At 66.0% G+C, this 19327-nt stretch carries 17 protein-coding genes; 7 read left to right on the plus strand and 10 right to left on the minus strand.

Going from position 1 to position 19327, the window contains the following annotated elements; genetic code table 11:
• Nucleotides 1-52: 52 nt before the first annotated feature.
• Nucleotides 53-1060, minus strand: coding sequence for a hypothetical protein (locus tag FA87_RS21050; RefSeq protein ID WP_239708943.1), 1008 nt, complete (start codon nt 1058-1060; stop codon nt 53-55).
• Nucleotides 1061-1352: 292 nt separating this feature from the next.
• Here FA87_RS21050 and FA87_RS01550 point away from each other — a divergent pair, with 292 nt between their 5' ends.
• Entirely contained in the window at nt 1353-3464 is a 2112-nt protein-coding gene (locus FA87_RS01550; protein WP_036116378.1) for a TonB-dependent receptor, read from the plus strand.
• 81 nt (nt 3465-3545) lie between these two features.
• Nucleotides 3546-4739 (plus strand): SAM-dependent methyltransferase, encoded by a 1194-nt coding sequence (locus FA87_RS01555; protein WP_043691932.1) that lies wholly within the window; start codon nt 3546-3548, stop codon nt 4737-4739.
• On the opposite strand, the gene FA87_RS01560 is transcribed toward FA87_RS01555, so the two are convergent.
• Genes FA87_RS01560 through FA87_RS01570 form a run of 3 tightly spaced genes read right to left on the minus strand, consistent with a single transcriptional unit; the run spans nt 4736 to nt 9052 of the window.
• Nucleotides 4736-5959, minus strand: coding sequence for a multifunctional CCA addition/repair protein (locus tag FA87_RS01560; protein WP_036116375.1), 1224 nt, complete (start codon nt 5957-5959; stop codon nt 4736-4738). The two genes, FA87_RS01555 and FA87_RS01560, sit on opposite strands and share 4 nt — an antisense overlap.
• A gap of 8 nt (nt 5960-5967) precedes the next feature.
• Entirely contained in the window at nt 5968-6909 is a 942-nt protein-coding gene (locus tag FA87_RS01565) for a complex I NDUFA9 subunit family protein (protein WP_043691935.1), read from the minus strand.
• A 40-nt stretch (nt 6910-6949) separates the two neighbouring features.
• Nucleotides 6950-9052 (minus strand): transglycosylase SLT domain-containing protein, encoded by a 2103-nt coding sequence (locus tag FA87_RS01570; protein ID WP_043691937.1) that lies wholly within the window; start codon nt 9050-9052, stop codon nt 6950-6952.
• A 152-nt stretch (nt 9053-9204) separates the two neighbouring features.
• On the opposite strand from FA87_RS01570, the gene FA87_RS01575 reads away from it, so the two are divergent.
• Nucleotides 9205-10839, plus strand: coding sequence for a glycosyl hydrolase family 17 protein (locus tag FA87_RS01575; RefSeq protein ID WP_043691940.1), 1635 nt, complete (start codon nt 9205-9207; stop codon nt 10837-10839).
• Here the strand turns inward: FA87_RS01575 and FA87_RS01580 are convergent, their stop codons facing one another.
• The 5 genes from FA87_RS01580 to FA87_RS01600 form a co-directional block, all read right to left on the minus strand.
• Complete coding sequence (locus FA87_RS01580; protein WP_052191082.1) at nt 10840-11217, minus strand: hypothetical protein; 378 nt, start codon at nt 11215-11217, stop codon at nt 10840-10842. It abuts the gene before it with no gap.
• Between the two features lie 12 nt (nt 11218-11229).
• Complete coding sequence (locus FA87_RS01585) at nt 11230-12039, minus strand: endonuclease/exonuclease/phosphatase family protein (RefSeq protein ID WP_036116368.1); 810 nt, start codon at nt 12037-12039, stop codon at nt 11230-11232.
• 86 nt (nt 12040-12125) lie between these two features.
• Nucleotides 12126-12773 carry a thiol:disulfide interchange protein DsbA/DsbL gene (locus FA87_RS01590; protein ID WP_036116366.1) on the minus strand — a complete coding sequence of 216 codons (648 nt, stop codon included), beginning with the start codon at nt 12771-12773 and terminating at the stop codon, nt 12126-12128.
• A gap of 30 nt (nt 12774-12803) precedes the next feature.
• Complete coding sequence (locus FA87_RS01595) at nt 12804-13667, minus strand: thiol:disulfide interchange protein DsbA/DsbL (protein WP_239708944.1); 864 nt, start codon at nt 13665-13667, stop codon at nt 12804-12806.
• Nucleotides 13668-13748: 81 nt separating this feature from the next.
• A complete protein-coding gene (locus tag FA87_RS01600) occupies nt 13749-14390 on the minus strand; it encodes a c-type cytochrome (RefSeq protein ID WP_239709142.1) in 642 nt (213 codons plus the stop codon).
• A gap of 330 nt (nt 14391-14720) precedes the next feature.
• On the opposite strand from FA87_RS01600, the gene yihA reads away from it, so the two are divergent.
• Complete coding sequence (gene yihA / locus FA87_RS01605) at nt 14721-15365, plus strand: ribosome biogenesis GTP-binding protein YihA/YsxC (RefSeq protein WP_036116362.1); 645 nt, start codon at nt 14721-14723, stop codon at nt 15363-15365.
• Between the two features lie 62 nt (nt 15366-15427).
• On the opposite strand, the gene FA87_RS01610 is transcribed toward yihA, so the two are convergent.
• Complete coding sequence (locus FA87_RS01610) at nt 15428-15916, minus strand: GAF domain-containing protein (RefSeq protein WP_043691946.1); 489 nt, start codon at nt 15914-15916, stop codon at nt 15428-15430.
• A 79-nt stretch (nt 15917-15995) separates the two neighbouring features.
• Here FA87_RS01610 and bioD point away from each other — a divergent pair, with 79 nt between their 5' ends.
• The 3 genes from bioD (at nt 15996) to dcp (ending at nt 19316) form a co-directional block, all read left to right on the plus strand.
• Nucleotides 15996-16667, plus strand: coding sequence for a dethiobiotin synthase (bioD, locus tag FA87_RS01615; protein ID WP_043697149.1), 672 nt, complete (start codon nt 15996-15998; stop codon nt 16665-16667).
• A gap of 36 nt (nt 16668-16703) precedes the next feature.
• On the plus strand, nt 16704-17039 hold the full coding sequence (locus tag FA87_RS01620) for a hypothetical protein (protein WP_036116358.1): 336 nt from the start codon (nt 16704-16706) through the stop codon (nt 17037-17039).
• Between the two features lie 90 nt (nt 17040-17129).
• Nucleotides 17130-19316, plus strand: coding sequence for a peptidyl-dipeptidase Dcp (gene dcp, locus FA87_RS01625; RefSeq protein WP_043691953.1), 2187 nt, complete (start codon nt 17130-17132; stop codon nt 19314-19316).
• Nucleotides 19317-19327 lie beyond the last annotated feature (11 nt).

Genomic DNA, 19327 nt, shown 5'->3' on the forward strand with positions numbered 1-19327 from the left:
GTGCGACTCCCTGTTCTATCGGTGGGGAGCTTGCCGTAAACGGGCGCTGTCGTCACGTCGCGGGTTTGATTTTGCGGGCAGCTGGTTTCTTTGCGGGCGTGCGGCGGGCGGCGGTTTTCTTTGTCGCTTTCCTGGTGGATGCCTTGGCGACCATGGTGGGGGTGGCTTTGCGGGAGGCGGACTTTTTGGCGGTGGCGCGTTTGGGGGTGGCCGGTTTTTTTGTTGCTGCCTTGCGGGAGCGCCCTTTGGGCGCATCGCCAGCAAGGCTGGCTCCTGCAGAGGCTGCGGCTCGCCTGGCGGTGGGGCCAGGCGGGGTTTCGCCAGCGGAGCTGGCTGCCACTGGGTCGGCGGCGCCCGAGGTGTGTGGCGCTGGCTCGCCTTTCGGCTCGTTGCGCGAGGACTTCTTGCTGCCGCTGCCGTCCGGGGTGTCGTCGCCTTCGATGTGGATTTCGCCGCTGAAGAGTTCCATGGCGGTTTTGGCGACCTGGCCGGTGTCGTAGTAGGCGTAGGCGCCGACGCCTAGTGCACCGACGATGGGCAGCCAGCGTGAGATGCCTTTGCCTACGGCGCGCTTCGAAACGCTGACGCCGATGCGACCGGCGAGACGCTGGAGGACGCTGGTGGCGGCCGTACGGAAGACGAGGCGGTCGCCGATACGGATGGCGATGTCACGGAAGGCCTGCGCGGCAGTGTGGCGGAACAGGCACCAGAGCATCTGTTCCTGGCCGAGCTTCGCCGTTTTGCCATAAGCGGCGGCGATGTCGCTGACCAGCTGGCCCTGGATGCGCCAAATGGCGACGAGTTCGGGGAGAACGGTCAGCCAGCCGAGCGGGCCCGGCGGCAGGGCGAGGGAACCAGCGGTGAGACCCGCCTTGTTCGCTGCCGCGCTGGAGAGGCGGCGGCATTCGTCCTCGACGGTGCCCTTTGCGGCACGGGGGACGTCGCTGTCGGGGATGCGGCTGACGAACTCGAGGATGGCTTTGGCGACGGGGCTTTCGGCGCGGTCGGCGACGACGGCGATGATTTCTTTCGAGGTGGAGGTGGCGTCGTTCTTCGCCATGTGTGCTCCCTGGGATTCGATGGAGGTAATGGTGGGGGTGGGAGCGTGAGTCGGTCATGAAGCCTTGAGGCGGGGTGGGTCGCCAGCAGGGCTGGCTCCTACAAGGAGCCGGGTTTGATCGGGGCGGGGCGGCGGGTCGCATGTTGCGGCGCAACGGGCGGGTGTATGCTTTGAGGTAAATCTCAAGGATGAAAGCGGCTCGAAAGGTCCAGACCTCATAGTCGCCTCGCCCAATTCCCCCTTCCTGCGGCCGCAGGTAGTTACGTTATAACATTGCCAAGAAGAGTCCCTGATGACACCCGTTCGCCTTGCACTCTGCATCGCCCTTGCCTTGTCCGCCGCTCCGGCCTTCGCGACCGATGACCCGGCTCCGCCGCAAAAAACCACGAATCTGGGCGAAGTGGATGTCAGCGCGCAGCTCGACGCGGCGCGTAACAGCCTTTCGCCCGACACCGGCAGCAGCCAGTACGTCATGGATCGCCAGACGATCCAGGCGTTGCCGCTGGGTGATTCGACGCCGCTGAACCAGGTCGTCCTTCAGGCGCCGGGCGTGGTGCAGGATTCCTACGGCCAGCTGCATGTGCGTGGCGACCACGCCAACCTGCAGTACCGCATCAACGGCGTGCTGATCCCCGAGAGCATCGGCGGCTTTGGCCAGACGCTGGATGCCCGCATGATCGACAGCGTGAAGCTGCTCACCGGCGCGCTGCCCGCGCAGTACGGCGAGCGCACCGCGGCCATCGTCGACATCACCACCCGCACGGCGAAGGACGGCATCGGCGGCAGTGTCGGTATCACCGGCGGCCAGTTCGGCACGCTCAACCCGAATGCCACGCTGTTCGGCAAGAAGGACGACTGGAGCTTCTTCCTGACCGCCAACTACCTCGAGAACGATGTCGGTATCGAAAACCCGACCTCGAGCCGCAAGGCCATCCACGACCACACCAACCAGGTGAAGGCATTCGGCGACATCTCGTACCTGATCAATAACGACACGCGCCTCAGCTTCATGTTCGGCGCGACCAACAACCGCTTCGAGATCCCGAACAATCCCGGCCAGTCGCCGCAGTTCGGTTACCTCGACGTGACCGACTTCGACTCGGCACAGCTCAACGAGCGTCAGTCGGAGAAGACGCGCTTCGGCATCCTCAGCCTGCAGGGCAAGATGGGCAGCACCGCCTACCAGGTCTCGGCCGGCGAACGTTACAGCGGTCTGAACTTCACGCCGGACGACATCGGCGACCTGATGTTCAACGGCGTCGCATCGGACGTCCACCGCGCCAACCGCGCGACCACCCTGCAGGCGGACTTCTCCACGCCGCTGGGCGACAACCACACGCTGCGTTACGGCGTTTACGGTGAGTTCGAGCGCGCGACGTCGAGCAATAATGCGCTGGTGTTCCCGGCCGATGCCGACGGCAATCAGACGTCGACCACGCCGATGAACATCCTCGACAGCAGCCGCATCCTGGCCCGCACCTATGCCCTGTACCTGCAGGACGAGTGGAGCATCGGCGACAAGTGGACGGTCAACTACGGTGCGCGCGCGGATCGCTACGATGCGTTCAAGCCGGAAAGCCAGCTGAGCCCGCGCCTCGGTGTCGTCTATCAGCCGACCGACAGCACGACGATCCACGCCGGTTACTCGCGTTACTTCACGCCGCCGGCCAGCGAGTCGATCAGCCCGACCTCCATCGCCAAGTTCAACGGCACGACCAACGCGCTGCCGGACAACGGTAACGACACGCCCCTGGCCGAGCGCAGCAGCTATTACGACGTGGGCATCTCGCAGAAGCTGGGTGACCAGTGGACCGTCGGCATCGACAGCTATCTGCGTCACGTCGCGCGCATCCAGGACGAAGGCCAGTTCGGTGCCGCCGTGGTCTACTCGACCTTCAACTACGACCAGGGCAAGGTCAAGGGCGACGAGTTCACCCTGAACTACAATGGCGGCGCACTGACCGCGTACTTCAACTTCGCGTACAACCGTTCCGTCGGCAAGCGCATCATCACGGGTCAGTACAACTTCGATCCGGACGATCTCGCCTACATCCAGGACCACTTCATCCACCTGGATCACGACCAGAAGTACACCTCGTCGGGCGGCGTCAGCTACGCGTTCGCCGACAGCACGCGCATCGGTGCCGACTACCTGTTCGGTTCCGGCCTGCGCCGCGACGGCCTCGTGCCCAACGGCGACACGATGCCGTCGTACTTTCAGCTCAACCTGAGCGTGGCGCACGACTTCAACCTCACCAGCCTCGGTGCTACCCACACGCAGCTGGCTCTGGTCAATGCGCTGGATCGCACGTACGAACTCCGTGACGGTTCCGGCATCGGCGTCGGTGCGCCGCAGTTCGGTCCGCGCCGCGGCGTGTTCCTGTCGCTACAGCAGGACTTCTGAGTCCGGGCGCTTCCCGGGGGCTTCGCATCCCCGGGGAGCGCTCCGCTGCAACGGGGCCATGCCTTCGTTTATCCTGAAGGCATGAATACCCGGCTTCCCGAACCCAGCGCCGACGAGCGCGCTCATTCCGAGCACCTGACCAGCCTCCTGCGCGAGGAGATCGCGGCCCACGGGCCGATGCCGTTCTCTCGTTTCATGGAACGCTGCCTTTACGCTCCTGGCCTCGGTTATTACAGCGCCGGCAAGACCAAGTTCGGCGCGGACGGCGACTTCGTCACCGCACCGGAACTGGGGACCTTGTTCGCGCGTTGCGTCGTGCGCGCGTTCGAGCCGGTGCTGGCGTCGCTCGGCCCCGACGCGGATTTTCTCGAGATCGGCGGCGGCAGCGGCGCGTTCGCCGAGGCGGCCCTGCTGGCGCTCGAGGCAGCGGGTGTCGTGCCACGCCGATTCATGATCCTGGAACCCAGCGCCGACCTGCGCGAGCGTCAGCGCGAACGACTGCATGCGAACCTTCCTGCCGGGCTTGCGGCACGTACCGTATGGCTCGACGGTCCACTCGAGGAGGAGTGGGACGGCGTGATCTTCGCTAACGAAGTGATCGACGCGCTGCCGACGACGCGGTTTACCGCGCGCGACGGAGAAATCTACGAGGAGTACGTGATCCTCGACGGCGATGGCCGCTTCATGCGTAGCGATCGTCCGGCGGATGCGCTTGTCGGCGGCGCCGTCCGTCACGTGGAGCGTGACCTCGGGCGCGAATTCGACGCGGGTTACCGGACGGAAATTCTTCCGCAGCTGCCGTACTGGATGCAGGCGGTGGCGGGCACGTTGCGCCGTGGCGCGATGGTGTTCGCCGACTACGGCTACACCCGCAGTGAGTACTACCTGCCTGAGCGCACCGACGGGACGCTGCGTGCGTTTTATCGGCATCGTGCGCATGGCGACGCGTTCTTTCTTCCGGGACTGCAGGATCTGACGGCATCGGTCGACTTCACGGCGCTTGCGGAGGCGGGAAATAACGCCGGGTTCGGTGTCGCCGCGTATCTCCCTCAGGCGCAGTTTCTGATCGCGGCGGGGATGCAGGAGTTCTTCGAGGACGATTACCTGCGGCTCAGCGATGAGGCGGCGCGCTTTCGTCTGTCGCAGGAAGTGAAGAAGCTGACGCTGCCCGATCAGATGGGGGAGCGGTTTCAGGTGATGATGTTCGCCAAGGGCGTGGATCCGGCGGCGTTGCCGGTTGCGGTGTTGGCGGCGGATCAGGGGGCTCGGCTTTAAGGCTTAAGCACCGACGCGATGGCTGACGCCTGGGCTTTTTTCATGGCCTCGCCGATCGCCGGGCCTTGCAGGCCTTTTTCGACGAAGGGTTGTGAGGTAACGGCCGCGGCGGCCTGGCGACAGGCGCGCAGGAAATCGGCTTGCGGGTAGGGGGCGTCAGTGTTGCCGCCGCGGCCGCGCTTGTCGGCCATGCAGGCAAGGAGGAAGGTCTCGAGACGTTCCGGTCGGCGTAGCGCGCCGAGTGCTTCGAGCAGGCGCAGAATCGTGGTCGGCTTCAGCTCGAGCGCCATGTGTGCGTTGAGGTGGTGTTTGCAGACCATCTCCGCCATGAAGGCGTATTCCGCCGGCACTTTGAGTCGCGCGGAGATCTCGCGCACGGGCTCGATGCCGCGCTGCTCATGCATGATGTGGCGAGGCAGGACGTCCGCCGGTGTCAGCGCCTTGCCGAGGTCGTGGGTAAGGGCGCAGAAGCCGACCAGAGCGTCGCCGGGCGCGAGCGCGGCCGCGGCATCCAGCACCATTTCGATGTGGATGCCCGTGTCGACTTCCGGGTGGTATTCGGGACGTTGCGGTACGCCGTACAGCGCGTCCACTTCCGGGAACAGCACGCGCAACGCGCCGCTATCCCGAAGCACACGCACGAAGACCGACGGCGCCGGTTCGGCGAGTGCCTTGCGGGTCTCGGCCCATACGCGCTCGGGAACGAGATGGTCGATTTCACCGTCGTCGACCATGCGTCGCATCAGCGCCATGGTGTCCTCCGCTACGGTGAAGCCCAGCGGAGCGTAACGTGCGGCGAAGCGCGCAACGCGCAGCAGGCGGACCGGATCTTCGGCGAAGGCATCCGACACATGACGCAACGTGCGTGTCTCGATGTCGCCTACGCCACCGAACGGGTCCACCAGCGTGCCGTCCTCGTGCTGGGCGATGGCGTTGATGGTCAGGTCGCGGCGCTCGAGGTCCTGCTCCACCGTGACGGACGGATCGGCGTGAAACGCGAACCCGTGATATCCGCGACCCGTCTTTCGCTCGGTACGAGCGAGGGCGTATTCCTCTTTCGTTTCTCCGTGCAGGAAAACGGGGAAGTCCTTGCCGACGGCCTTATAGCCGGCGGCGAGCATGGCTTCGGGCGTGGCACCGACGACCACCCAGTCGCGATCCACGACCGGACGGCCCAGCAGCTGATCGCGGACGGCGCCGCCGACGAGGTAGATATCCATAAGATCGTTCAGGGCCGACGTTTGGTGCGCGCTTCATCCAGGCGGCGCTGACGAACGGGCTGGCCGAGCAGACGCGGCAACCAGGCGGAAAAGGACTGAGGCGCGATGCCCAGCTGCGCGAGGCCGTCGACCTTGCCGACGGAATCCGTACGCAGCGAGAGGAAATTATCCGGCGTGAACGGCTTGCCCGGCACGAACTGCGCGAACTCCGCCTGCAGGCGGCCGAGGCTGTCAGGCATGGGGATGACGACACGGCGGCGGCCACGCGCATCACGAATGGCACGCACGATGTCGATCAGCGTCAAGGTCTCGGGCCCGTACAGTTCGAACGTGCGCAAGGCGCCGATCGCCGGGTTGGCGACCGAGCGGGCGATGGCTTCCGCCACATCGCCTACGTAGACGGGCGCCATCTTGGCCTGCGGGCGCGGCAACGGCATCACGGGCGCGACGCGCAGCAGCTTGTCGAAGCGTGTGACGAGTCCGTCGCCCGGGCCGAAAATCGTGCTGGGCTGGTAGATGGTCCAGTCGAGCGTCGACGCCTTGACCAGGGCCTCCGCCTCACCGCGCGAACGCAGGTATCTGGACAGCCCCTGGCCGGCCTTGAGTGAACTCATCTGATGCAGACGATGGACGCCCGTGGCCTGACAGGCCTCGATGATCAGGCGGGTCAGTTCGACGTGCGCTCGCTGGAAGGTCTGACGACCGCTCTCGCTGAGGATGCCCACCAGGTTGATGACGGCATCCGCTCCCGCGATGTGCCTGCGCAGGACGGCGGGGTCGTAGACGTCGGCGCTGACCGTGGTGACCTGCCGACCCACCGCGCTATGCCGGCGGTTTTCCCGGTTGCGTGACAGCAACAGAAGCGAGTGTCCGTCGGCGGCAAGCCGGGGTACGAGCGTGCCGCCGACAAAGCCGGTGCCGCCGAGGATGACAATGCGTTGAGCGTTCATGAGTTCAGCCTAGGCCGCTTGGCGCCCGACGCCAAGCGAGTCAGCTCTGGGGTTCCTGTGGGGCCGGAGCGGAGGTCGCCTCGGCGGGCGCCGGCTGGGTGACAGCCGGCGCCGTGGGGGGTGCGGGTCTGGCGACCGAAGGCGCCGGACAGGAGACCGGTTTACGTACGGCGCCAGGGCTAGGCAGGGCATACATGCTGCCGATCCGTGTCATGCGCGACCCGATCGGCAGCGCATTACCCGTCAGCCGCCAATCGTAGATCACGGCGAAGGCCATCACGCGTGCGACATATTCGCGCGTCTCCTTGTAGGGGATGCTCGCGACGAAGAGGTCGGGGTCCAGCGAGCCACGGGCGCTCACCCACTGGTCGACCTTGTTCGGGCCGGCGTTGTAGGCGGCGCTCGCCAGCCAGGGCGCCCCGTTGTACCGGGCGGCCATCTGCGAGAGATAACGCGTGCCGAGAATGATGTTGGTCGTCGGTTCGTAGAGGCTGTCGCCGCCGCTCCACGCAAGCCCGTTACGCCTGGCGACGAGAGACGCGGTGCCGGGCAACAGCTGCATCAGCCCTCGCGCGTCGGCGCCGGAACGGGCGTCCGTCATCCATGCGCTCTCGGCGCGGATGATGGCGTAGGCCCAGGGTGCTTCGATGCCAGCCTGGCTGGCCTGTTCGACCACACCATCCTGGCGTGCCAGCGGGAAGCGCTGTTCGTACAAGCGCAGGGCCTCGCCCGACGACAGGCCGAAGACGCCACGGTCATACCAGCCTTTGCGGAAGGCGAGGTCGGCGGCGAGCCGTTGGGTGTCGGCGTCCCGCCCTGCCAGCGCGGCCGTCCATTCACGACGTGCGTACTTCTGCAGGCCGACCGAGTAGAGCTCGAAAGCGCGGTCGACGCCGGGCTCCGTCAACAACGCGGCCTCACGACGCTCATCGGTGGCCATCGTCGCGGGGCAGATGGCATACGAGGCATCGATCCGGTCGGCGGCCAGGAATCCGAAGTACGTCGCCTCCTGTGCGACGTTCTGGTAGATGGCCTTCGCCTCGCCCTGGCGTCCGAGCTTTGCGAGCACCAGCGCACGGAAATAACGCCATTCGCCGTCGTCTTTCTGCGCAGGCGCGAGCGCGTCGATGGCGGCGAGTGCCGCCGGCCAGTCCTGTCGGGCCAAGGCGACGCGCACGCGCCACTCGCGCGTCGCGTCGGTCTGCGCACCCGGCGGCAGCGCGACCAGGCGATCGAGCGCCGACTCGTCGAAATCGGTCGCGTGGAAGAGAGCGAGGGCGTTGAGAACGGCGCCCTTCTGCTGCTCGCTCAGTGAGAAGCGCGGCGCCAGCGAGGTCCATGCGCTGTCGGCCACGGTCGACTGCTTGCGGGCCATGCGCTGCAGGGCGAGCGTCACGGCCTGACGATGGCGCGGCGTATCCGGCCAGGTGGCCGCGTCACGCAGCGCACTGGTCGGGTCGTTGAGGGCCTGCGCGATGCGCTGGCCCGCAGCGGCATCTTCGGGCGGAAGCCAGGCGGCGAGTCCTGCCACCGTGCCGCCCTTGCCCGCATCGGCGGCGGTCTGGATCCGCGTCCACAGGCGATCGGGCGTCAGCAAGCCCTGGTCATGCGCGGCGCTCAGCACCGGATCGCATGCGTTCGGCAGGCTGGCCTTCTTCCACAGGTCGGCCAGGTCGGTCTCGAAGACGAGCGGCTGGCCGCGCGACAGCTTGGCCTGCAGGGCGAAACAACTCAGTCCGTCCCCGAGACCGGGCTGGTACATCGCGGTGAAAGTCACCCAGTCCTTGCGGCGCGCCAGCTCGTTGAGGAAGTCGCGGCGCAGGTCGGCGGCAGGGATGAGGCCGGGGTTGGCGGCGAGGTAGGCATCGACCCGGGCGCGATCGAGCGTCCGCAGATCATGCTCCAGCGACGCGGCTTCCAGGTACGGGAAAAGCACGTAGTGTTCGAGTCCGGTGGCCTGGGCGCGCCATGCATCGCCGCCCTGCTGGGCCGTCGCGTAGGCCTGGCGGAAGCGCGTGCGCTCCGCGTCGGAACCTTCCGCCGAGGCCCGGAGGCTACCGGCGAGTCCGCAGGCGGCAAGGGCGAGGCCGGCCAGGAGGCGAATGGAACGGGCGGCGCGTCGCGTTGCCGGGGCGGAGACCATCGGGATTCCTTCACGTGTACGTACCGCATCATTGTAAGGGAAGCGTGTGCGCAGGCTTGATGAACGCAGCCAATGCAGCGGCAATCGCCCTCGCGGGCCCGGCCCGTTAAGCTTGTCCGGCTTCCCCCTTTACGCTCTCGAACTGGAACGGCATGCCGCCCCATCTTCCTTACGCGCGATTCGCGCGACCGCTCGCATGGCTCGTGCTCGTTGCCGCCGCCGTCTTCGGCGCTGGCTACTGGTTTGTGCTGGGCCGCCCGATCGCCCTGCCGGATTCGCCGACGGCGAAGATCGCCTGCGTGTCCTACGCGCCCTTCCGGCTCAAGGGCGAGACGCCGTTCGACCTCAACGCGTTTATCCCGCCCGAGCGGATCGATGCCGACCTCAAGGCGCTGTCCACGCGTTTCGACTGCGTGCGCACGTATTCCATGGGGCAGGGACTGGGCGCCGTGCCTGACATCGCCGGCCGATACCACATGAAGGTGTTGATGGGCATCTGGCTGGGGCGCGACCCCGTCGCCAACGAGCGCGAGATCAAGCTGGGCATCGAGGCCGCGCGTCGGGATCACGACAGTCTGCGGGGCGTCGTCGTCGGTAACGAGGTGCTTCTCCGGGGCGAGTTGTCGGAAAAGGCGCTCGCGGCCTACATCGCCCGCGTCAACGAAGCGACCGACGTACCAGTCACCTACGCTGACGTGTGGGAGTTCTGGCAGAAGCACCCGGCACTGGCCAAGGTCACGGACTACCTCACGATTCACATTCTCCCCTACTGGGAAGACGAGCCCGTCGCTCCGGAAGACGCCGTGCGCCATGTGGCCGACGTCTACCAGAAGATGAAGGGCGAGTTCCCGGGCAAGCAGATCATGATCGGCGAGACGGGCTGGCCCAGCCAGGGCCGTACGCGCCGACACGCGAGTGCGAGCCTGGTCAACGAGGCGCGCTACATGCGCGAGTTCCTCAACTACGCCGCCACGGTCGACATGCCCTACAACGTGATCGAGGCCTTCGATCAGCCGTGGAAGCGCGACCTGGAAGGCACGGTCGGCGGCTACTGGGGCATCTTCGACGTGGATGCGAAGCCGAAGTTCGCCATGCAGGGCCCGATCGTCGAAGAGCCGCGCTGGACCTGGGCACTCGGTATCGGCGTCGTCGGTGCACTGCTGTTCCTGCTTGCGGGCGCCATTCGCCGTCGCTGGCACGGCGCGTCGGGCTGGGTGTCGCTGGCGCTCGCCGGTTTTGCCTCGGGCACGGCGTTGGCGGCGCACGCGCGGCTCCTGTCCTTCGCCGCGCGTGACAACGTCGAATGGGCTACCGGCATCATCATCGGAGTCGTCGCACTGGCGACGGCGCTCTCGCTGGCGCGTGCGATCGCCGCGCGTCTGGCATCGCCGATCGATCTGGCGGCGGTCGCACCGCGTCCGGTCGAGCGCCGTCGCCTGAGTATCGCGTGGTCGGACGCGTTTACGCCGCAGCGTTTCTTCTGGATGTTCGTGCTGACGCTGTACGGGATTCTGCAGGTCTTCAACGGTCGCTATCGCGATTTCCCGATCGGCCTGTTCGCGCTGCCTTGCATCGGGTTCTTCCTGCTGGGGCTGCTGCGCACGCGCGAGGACAGCCTGATGCCGCTGGTCGAGGAGCGCTTGATGGCGGTGTGGATTCCGCTGCTGGGTATCGCGGTCGTCGTCGAGGAAACCGGTGTCAACGCGGTCTCCTGGGGTTGGCTGCTGCTCAATCTGGCGCTGGCGTGGCCGGTGCTGACGGCCTGGCGGCGGGCACGGCGGCTTTAGTCAGGCCGCCGCGGGTTCCGCTCCACCGAACTGCGCACGTATCAGTCGCAGCGAGCCGATCAGCAGCGCCACCGCGCCGCCCTCGTAGCAATACAGCTGCAGCGCGATCACGCCCAGCGACGCCGCCAGCACCGCCGACACGGTGCTACGCCAGAACAGCGCCACCAGCGCCATCAACACCGCCGCGTATCCGTAGGCGTAGGTCAGGAAGCCCTGCACGATGAGGTTGCGCGTGCCGCACCACCACGGACCGCCCGCGCCGTCGCAGGCATGCGCCGCATCGGCCGGCTCGATGAAGCCGTAACGCAGCACCGTGGCGGCGAACGCGACGATAACGATGACGGCCCAGGGCAGGGCGGCGCGCAGGCTCGATTTCATGGACGACTTACCTCAGGGGGTGGCGGCGCCAGCGGCTTCGGCTAGCGCGAGCGGCAGGCGAATTTCGGCGGCGAGCGGCAGATGATCGGAGAACGCCCGCGGCAATGTCCACGTGCGCTCGAGCTTGATGTCGGCCGACGTGAGGATGTGGTCGAGCGCACGGCGCGGTTTCCAGCTGGGAAACGTCGGTGTGCTGATCGTCGGCATCTGCAGGGCGGTCTTCTCGAACAGGCGCTGCATCTCGGGTGAGGTGGGCTCGGTGTTGAGGTCGCCCATCAGTACCGCATGCGGATAGGGCGCGAGCAATTCCGCGATGAAACCCAGCTGTCCCATGCGTGCCGCGGCGCCCAGAGACAGGTGGGCAATGACCACCACCAGAGCATCGGCCCCCGTGCCGAAACGCACGAACAGCGCGCCCCGGCCTTTGATGCGGCCGGGCAGCGGATAGTCGATGACTTCGGTGGGCTCGATGCGGCTGAGCAGGCCGTTGGCGGAATGCGCGACGCGTGCCATCGGCCGGTTCGGCTGATGGCTCCAGAAGGGCATGCCGGCGGCTTCCGCGATGTAACGGGTCTGGTTGAGGAAGCCGGAGCGCAGGCTGCCGGCATCGGCTTCCTGCAAACCGACCACATCGAATTCGTGAAGGAGCTCGGCGAGCGAGTCCAGGTTTGCCAGCTTCGAGCGGCCCGGAAGGACCGCGTTCACGCTGCGCGTGACGTAGTCCGTGTACCGCTGGACGCTCGCGCCGGCGAGGATGTTGCAGCTCAGAAGGCGCAGGGTGCGCTCCGGAGCGAGGATGGATGGCGGCGTGAAGCGGGTCATGTGAGGGGCTTTGTCGGGTCTCGTCTGGCGATAACGCCAGAGAATGCCCTCCGTCGTGTGAACGGAGGGCAGGCGATCGTCAGGGCTTACTTGCCGCCCTTCAGTTCCTTGTCGACCAGGTAACTGACGACGCCGTTGAGCTCGTCGAAGTCCTTGATCTGCGCGCTGCGGTACTTGCCGTCGACCACGACCGTGGGCGTGCCGTCGATGCCCCAGTTCTGAATCAGCTTGCCGTCGGCGAGGATCCGCTGACGGATGGCATCGTCCTTGGTCGCCAGCTGCAGGAACCTGGCTTTGTCGACACCGTAGTTCTTCGCGTACCAGTCGGCCAGCTCGTCGATCGTGGCGATCGGGTAGTGGTCGGTGTGGATCGCCTTGAACAGTGCGGCATGGGCCTTCTCGGCCACGCCAAGCTGTTTGGCCGCGTAGTAAGCCTGAGCGTACGGCAGCCATGCATCGTTGAATGCCGCCGGAATGACGCGGAACGTCACGCCCTTGGGCAACTTCTTCTGCAGGGTCTCCGCGTACGGCTCGTAATGGGCGCAATGGATGCAGCCGTACGAGAACACCTCGACCACTTCCACCTTGCCGTCCTTCGGATCGAGGCGCTGCGGGGTGGTGGTGGCCACGTACTGCTGACCTTCGGTATAGGGGGGCGCACCTTCGGCCGGCTTGGCGCTGCACGCGGCGGTGAGCGCGAGGCCGACGAAAAGGAGCGAGAGACGCTTGAACATGGATATCTCCGTGAGGGGTCGAGAACGCGGTTACTTACCCGCGGCTTCCTTGCTGATGAGCCATTGTGCGAGCTCTATCGCCTGGGGATAGCCACCGGCCGTGATCGCCGTGAAGCGGTACTTGCCGTTCACTACGATGGTCGGCGTGCTATCGACCTCGTAGGCACGGATCAGTTCATCCGCCCGCTTCATCTTGGTGTTGATCGTGAAGGAGTTGGCCGTGGCCACGAACTCTTCCGGCTTGACGCCGTACTTCGCGTAAAACTTTGCGACGTCGTCGATGGTCGGCCATGCCGACTGCGGCTTCGGCTTGTTTGTCTGCTGATCCATGATGCCCAGCTCGCCGCTCTTGAAGACGGCGTCGAACATGGCGTCGTGGCTCTGCTTGTCGACGCCGAAGGCCTGCGCGGTGAGGTAGGCGCGCTGCAGCAGCGGCCAGTTCTCATCCGGGCGGAACGAGGCGGGCGTGAAGGTCATGACCGTACCGCGCGGCAGGTCCTTGACCAGCTGGTCGACGATGCCATGGAACTGGAAGCAGGCCGGGCAGCCGTACGAGAACACCTCGGTCACTTCGATCTTGCCCGGGGTGCTGGTGGGCTGCGACGGATCGATGCGGAAGTAGTGCTTACCTTCGACCCACTTGCCGTCGTCGATGAAGGGCTTGGCCGGCGGGCGCTTGTCGTCGGCGTCGCTGGGCGCGGCGACCGGGGCGGCCGAAGCGGCGGCATCCGTGGCGGCTGGCGCGCTGGCGGTGGACGGTGCGGCCGGCGCGGCGGCCGGAGCCGGCGCGGCGGTGGAAGCGGCGGCGGGTGGCGGCGTGGTGGCCGCATCGTTGTTGCCGGAGCTGCAGGCCGCGAGGCCGATCAGGGCGGCGCAGAGGAGGGGAAGGCGCATACGCATCAGGGTTCCTTTTCTTACCTTCTTAAACGAGAACGGGCCCGAAGGGGCCCATTCGATCTTCCAACTTTAACGCCATCAGGGCGTCGCGGGTGCGGCCTGCGTCGCCTCGTTCGTGTGCAGACCCTCGATATAGCTGGCGACGGCGGCGATATCCTTGTCGTCGAGCTTCTGCGCGATGGTCACCATGATCTTCGTGTGCGGGTCGTCGTTAGGCGTGCCGCCCTCGTGCCAGGCCTTGAGCCGCGACTCAACGTACTTCGCGTGCTGACTGGTCAGCTGCGGGTAGCGCGCGCCCGGGTTGCCGCCGCCGTCCGGCCCATGGCAGGCCATGCAGGCGGGAATGCCGCGATCGACATCGCCCTGGCGATAGAGCTTCTGGCCCTGATCGACATAGGCCTGATCGGCCACGCCCGGCAGCGACGCCTTGGTGGCGAAGTAGGCGCCGATGTCGTGCATGTCCTGTTCGCTCAGTGGCGCGGCAAAGCCAGCCATGATCGGATTGGAGCGCTTGCCCGACTTGAAGTCGGCCAGTTGCGCGGCGATGTACTGCTCGCTTTGTCCGGCCAGACGCGGGTACTGCGGATCGGTGGAGTTGCCGTCGAGGCCGTGGCAGGCGCCGCAGGCGGCGGCCTTGCCCTGACCGGCGGTGGCGTCACCGGGCTTGATCGCGGCGGTGGTGCCGCCGACGGGCGCGACGCTGGTTTCGGTCTTCGGCATCCCCGGTGTCGCCGGGTCGGTCGCCGGATTCGCGCCCGGTGTCGCGGCGGTGCCTGCCGCTGCCGGGGCGGTGCCTGCCCTGGCGGGTGCCGCGGTCTGAGCCGTGGCGAGATTCATGACGAGCATCGCGGTAATGGCAGCGGCGGCGTGCCGAAACTTCATAGCTATCTCCAGGAGGGATGCTTCCGAGTCGGGCGAACTCCCCAGCGCGCCGCGATCAAAAGATTATGGGGGGCGGGAGAGAGCCCGGTCAAACCGGTGCGGCGCGCGGCTCCGCGCGGTATCGCATACACTGCCGGACTGTCGTATACGCTCCCCGGCCCGCCGAACATGTCTTCGAACCCCCTCAACAGCGCCCGCTTCGTCCTGGCCGCGAATGAAATCACCCAGCTGCCCTATGACCAGGGCGCCGAAGTGGCGTTCGCCGGTCGCTCCAACGCCGGCAAATCGAGCGCCCTCAACGCGCTGACCGGGCACAACGGCCTGGCCCGCACGTCGAAGACGCCGGGGCGCACGCAGCTGATGGTGGTGTTCGACCTGGCGCCACTGAAGATCGAGGGCGAGTCGCCGGTGGACGCGCGCCTGGTCGACCTTCCCGGATACGGCTACGCCAAGGTGCCCGAAGCCATGCGCAAGCACTGGCGTGGCGAGATCGACGCCTACCTGAAGATGCGCCGGAGCCTGCGCGGCATCGTGCTGATCGTGGACATTCGCCATGAGCTGAAGGACTTCGACCGCACCATGATCGAGTTCTGCGCGGCCACCGACCTGCCGTGCCACGTGCTGATGACCAAGGCCGACAAGCTGTCGCGCGGCCAGGCGTCAGCCGCTCTGGAAACGCTGCGCAAGGATTTCCGCAAGAACAACGTGCCGGGAACCGTGCAGATGTTCTCGTCGCTGGCCAAGACCGGTATCGAGGAAGCGCGGGCGCGGGTGATGGAGTTGCTGGCTACGCCGCGACCGCACGAATTGTAAAAGACATCGCGCGCAGGGCGCGCTCCCACAGGTAGGAGCGCGCCCTGCGCGCGATCAAGGTATCAGGCGACGGTGGCCATAAAAGCCTCGCACAGCGCCTCCATCCCGCGACGATCCTCGTCATCGAAGCGCGCCACCGACGGGCTATCCACGTCCCACACGCCGAACAGGCTGCCGTCGGCCTTGACCAGCGGCACCACGATCTCCGAATTCGATGCGGCATCGCAGGCGATGTGGCCGTCGAAGTCGTGCACGTCACGGATGACCTGGGTTTGCCGCGTCTGCGCGGCCGTCCCGCACACGCCGCGACCCAGCGCGATGCGGATGCAGGCGGGCTTGCCCTGGAACGGGCCGACGACCAGCTCGGTGCCATCGAACAGATAGAACCCGGCCCAGTTGAGATCGGGTACGGCGTCGTAGATCAGTGCGGCGAAGTTGGCGGCATTGGCGATCGTATTCGTCTCGCCGTGCATCAGCCCCTTCGCCTGCTGCAGCAGCTCGGCGTAGAGGGTGGCCTTGTCGTCGGTGGCGAGCGCCTTGGCTTCAAACATGGCGATATATCCAGGGGATTCGTGATCGGAAGAAGACGTGTATGGTGCCACGACCCTGTCCCCGCAAGGCCGTCACAGCATGTCGCGACACCTCTTCGTCGCCGGTACCGACACCGGCATCGGCAAGACGCACGGAGCCCAGACTCTGGTTCATGCCTTTCGTCAGGCGGGCGAGCGCGTCGCCGGCATGAAGCCGGTGGCCAGCGGCTCGGCGCGAAGCCGGGAGGGCCTGCGTAATCAGGACGCGCTCGATCTGATCGGCGCCAGCGCGCCCCCGCCCCCGTATGCGCTGGTCAACCCGCTCGCCTACGAGGAGGCCGTGGCCCCTCATCTGGCTGCCCTGCGCAGCGGACGACCCGTCACCTGGCCGCCGCTGGACGCGGCCTTTCAGTCCCTGGCCGCCGACTACGAGCGTGTGGTGGTCGAAGGCGTCGGCGGCTGGCTGGTGCCACTGGGGGACCGCATCTCGGCCGAGGACATTCCCCGTCGCTGGGACCTGCCGGTCGTGATGGTGGTCGGTGTCCGCCTTGGCTGCATCAGTCATGCCCGTCTCACCGCACGGGCGATCGAGGCCGACGGCTGTCGCTTCGCCGGCTGGATCGCCAACATCATCGAGCCGACGATGCCGCTGCTGGAAGAAAACATCGCAACGCTCCGGGCGAGCCTGGCCGCCCCCTGTCTGGGCGTGCTGCCTTACCGCGTGGCCCCACCCGATGCGGCCATGTTTCTCGATCTCTCCCCGCTGGGCTGACGGCGGCTTCACGCGCGCGGCCGTAACTAGGACGTCATGACCACGTACTTTCTTTCGATCAAAGACATGAGCCGGGCGAAAGGTCCGGACCCGGAGCTTTCGTTCGAGGGCATCGGCCCGGACAAGCTCGCCACGGACATCGCCGACGCCATGCGCGGCGATGGCTTGTTCCAGCGCTGGCGCGCCAGGCAGCCCGAGCCGGATGAGGTCGATCCCAGCCTGGGCGTGACCGACGGCACCGCTTCGGCAAAAGGTGAGCTGTCCAACGACCGCACCGACATTCAGCTGACGACATCGCTGCCCATGCGGATCGTCAAGCATCGTCTGAATCTTCTCATCGGCTCCAGCTGGGAGCTGCGCGACACCCGGTGAAAACCCTTGCCCTGACTGATGGCGGTTGTCCCCGCCGGGCTTACGCCGCTAGAGTCGGCGCTTTGCTCACCGCCAGGGGACAACCTACCCATGCTGAAGGTCCGTAGCCTCGTGATCGCCACTTCGATCGCTCTCACCGCCGCCTGCTCGTCGTCGAACGACGCCGATAAGGCCACCGCCCCGGCACCCGCCGGCACGGCTCCCGCCCATGCGGCTACGACCGCCGCCGCCCCGGCCGCGCACGAGAACCCGCTGCTGGTCGCCAGCACGCTGCCGTTCCAGGCGCCGCCCTTCGACAAGATCGCCGACGGCGACTTCCAGCCGGCTATTGAAGAAGGCATGAAGCAGCAGATCGCCGAGATCGAGGCGATCGCCAATTCGGCCGACGAGCCGACCTTCGACAACACCATCGTCGCAATGGAAAAGTCCGGCGTGCTGCTCAAGCGCGCGCAGAGCGTCTTCAGCGCGCTCACCGGCGCGAACACGAACGACACGCTGCAGAAGGTCGACGAAGAAGAGTCGCCCAAACTCGCCGCGCACAGCGATGCCATCTACCTCAACGACAAGCTGTTCAAGCGCGTCGAGGCGCTCTACGAGAAGCGCGATTCGCTCAAACTCGATCCGGAATCGGCACGTCTGCTCGAGGTCACTTACAAGGACTTCGTGCATGAAGGCGCGAAGCTTTCCGAAGCCGACAAAACCAGGCTGAAAGAGCTCAACAAGGAAGAGTCGACCCTCAGCACGAAGTTCACCAACATGCTGCTCGCCGATACCAAGGCTGGCGCGCTGGTGGTCGATGACAAGAAAGCACTCGATGGCATGTCCGACGGCGACATCGCCGCCGCCGCCGATGCCGCCAAAGATCGCAAGCTCGACGGCAAGTACGTGGTCGCGCTGCAGAACACCACGCAGCAGCCCGCCCTGCAGGGCCTGAACGATCGCGCCACTCGTGAGAAGCTGTTCAAGGCCTCGTGGGAGCGCGCTGAGCACGGCGACGCCAACGACACGCGCGAGACCATCACGCGCATCGCTCAGTTGCGCGCCGAACGCGCCAAACTGCTCGGTTTCCCCAATTACGCCGCATGGAAACTCGACGACCAGATGGCGAAGACGCCCGAGGCCGCCGAGAAGTTCATGGAGCGCCTGGTGCCTGCGGCGGTCGCCCGCGCGAAGAGCGAGTCGAAGGACATCCAGGATGTGATCGACAAGGAAAAGGGTGGCTTCCAGGTCCAGGCATGGGACTGGGACCATTACGCCGAGAAGGTCCGCAAGGCCAAGTACGATCTCGACGAAGCGCAGGTCAAGCCGTATTTCGAACTCGACAACGTGCTGCAGAACGGCGTGTTCTACGCCGCTAACCAGCTCTACGGGATCACGTTCAAAGAGCGCAAGGACATCCCGACCTGGCAGCCGGACATGCGCGTGTTCGAGGTGTTCGACAAGGACGGCACCTCGATGGCGCTGTTCTACGTCGATTACTTCAAGCGCGACAACAAGAACGGCGGCGCGTGGATGAGCAATCTCGTCGACCAGTCCAAGCTGTTCGGCAACAAGCCGGTGGTCTATAACGTCGCCAACTTCAGCAAGCCCGCCCCGGGCCAGCCGGCGCTGATCTCGTTCGACGACGTCACCACCATGTTCCACGAGTTCGGTCACGCGCTGCACGGCATGTTCGCCGACTCGCAGTACCCGTCGCTTTCGGGCGCGAATACCGCACGCGACTTCGTCGAGTTCCCGTCGCAGTTCAACGAACAGTGGGCGTCCGACCCGAAGGTTTTCGCCAACTACGCCAAGCACTACCAGACCGGCGCGCCCATGCCTGCCGAGCTGGTCGAAAAGATCAAGAAGGCCTCGAGCTTCAATCAGGGCTACGCGATGAGCGAGCTGATCTCGGCGGCGCTGCTCGATATGCAGTGGCACATGCTGCCGGCCAGCGACAAGAAGCAGGACGTCGACCAGTTCGAAGCCGATGCGCTGAAAAAGGCCGGCTTCACGCTGGCGCAGGTGCCGCCGCGTTACCGCTCCAGCTACTTCCAGCATATCTGGGGTAACGGTTATGCCGCCGGTTACTACGCGTACCTGTGGACGCAGATGCTCGACTCGGATGCCTTCGAGTGGTTCAAGGAGCACGGCGGCCTGACCCGCGAAAACGGCCAGATCTTCCGCGACAAGATCCTGTCGAAGGGCAACACGGAAGAACTCGGCAAGCTCTACCGTGACTTCCGCGGCAAGGAGCCGAGCATCGAGCCGATGCTGAAGGATCGCGGTCTCAAATAAGCATTTTTAAA

Origin of the sequence: Luteibacter sp. 9133, from assembly GCF_000800155.1 — a bacterium.
Taxonomy (GTDB): domain Bacteria; phylum Pseudomonadota; class Gammaproteobacteria; order Xanthomonadales; family Rhodanobacteraceae; genus Luteibacter; species Luteibacter mycovicinus.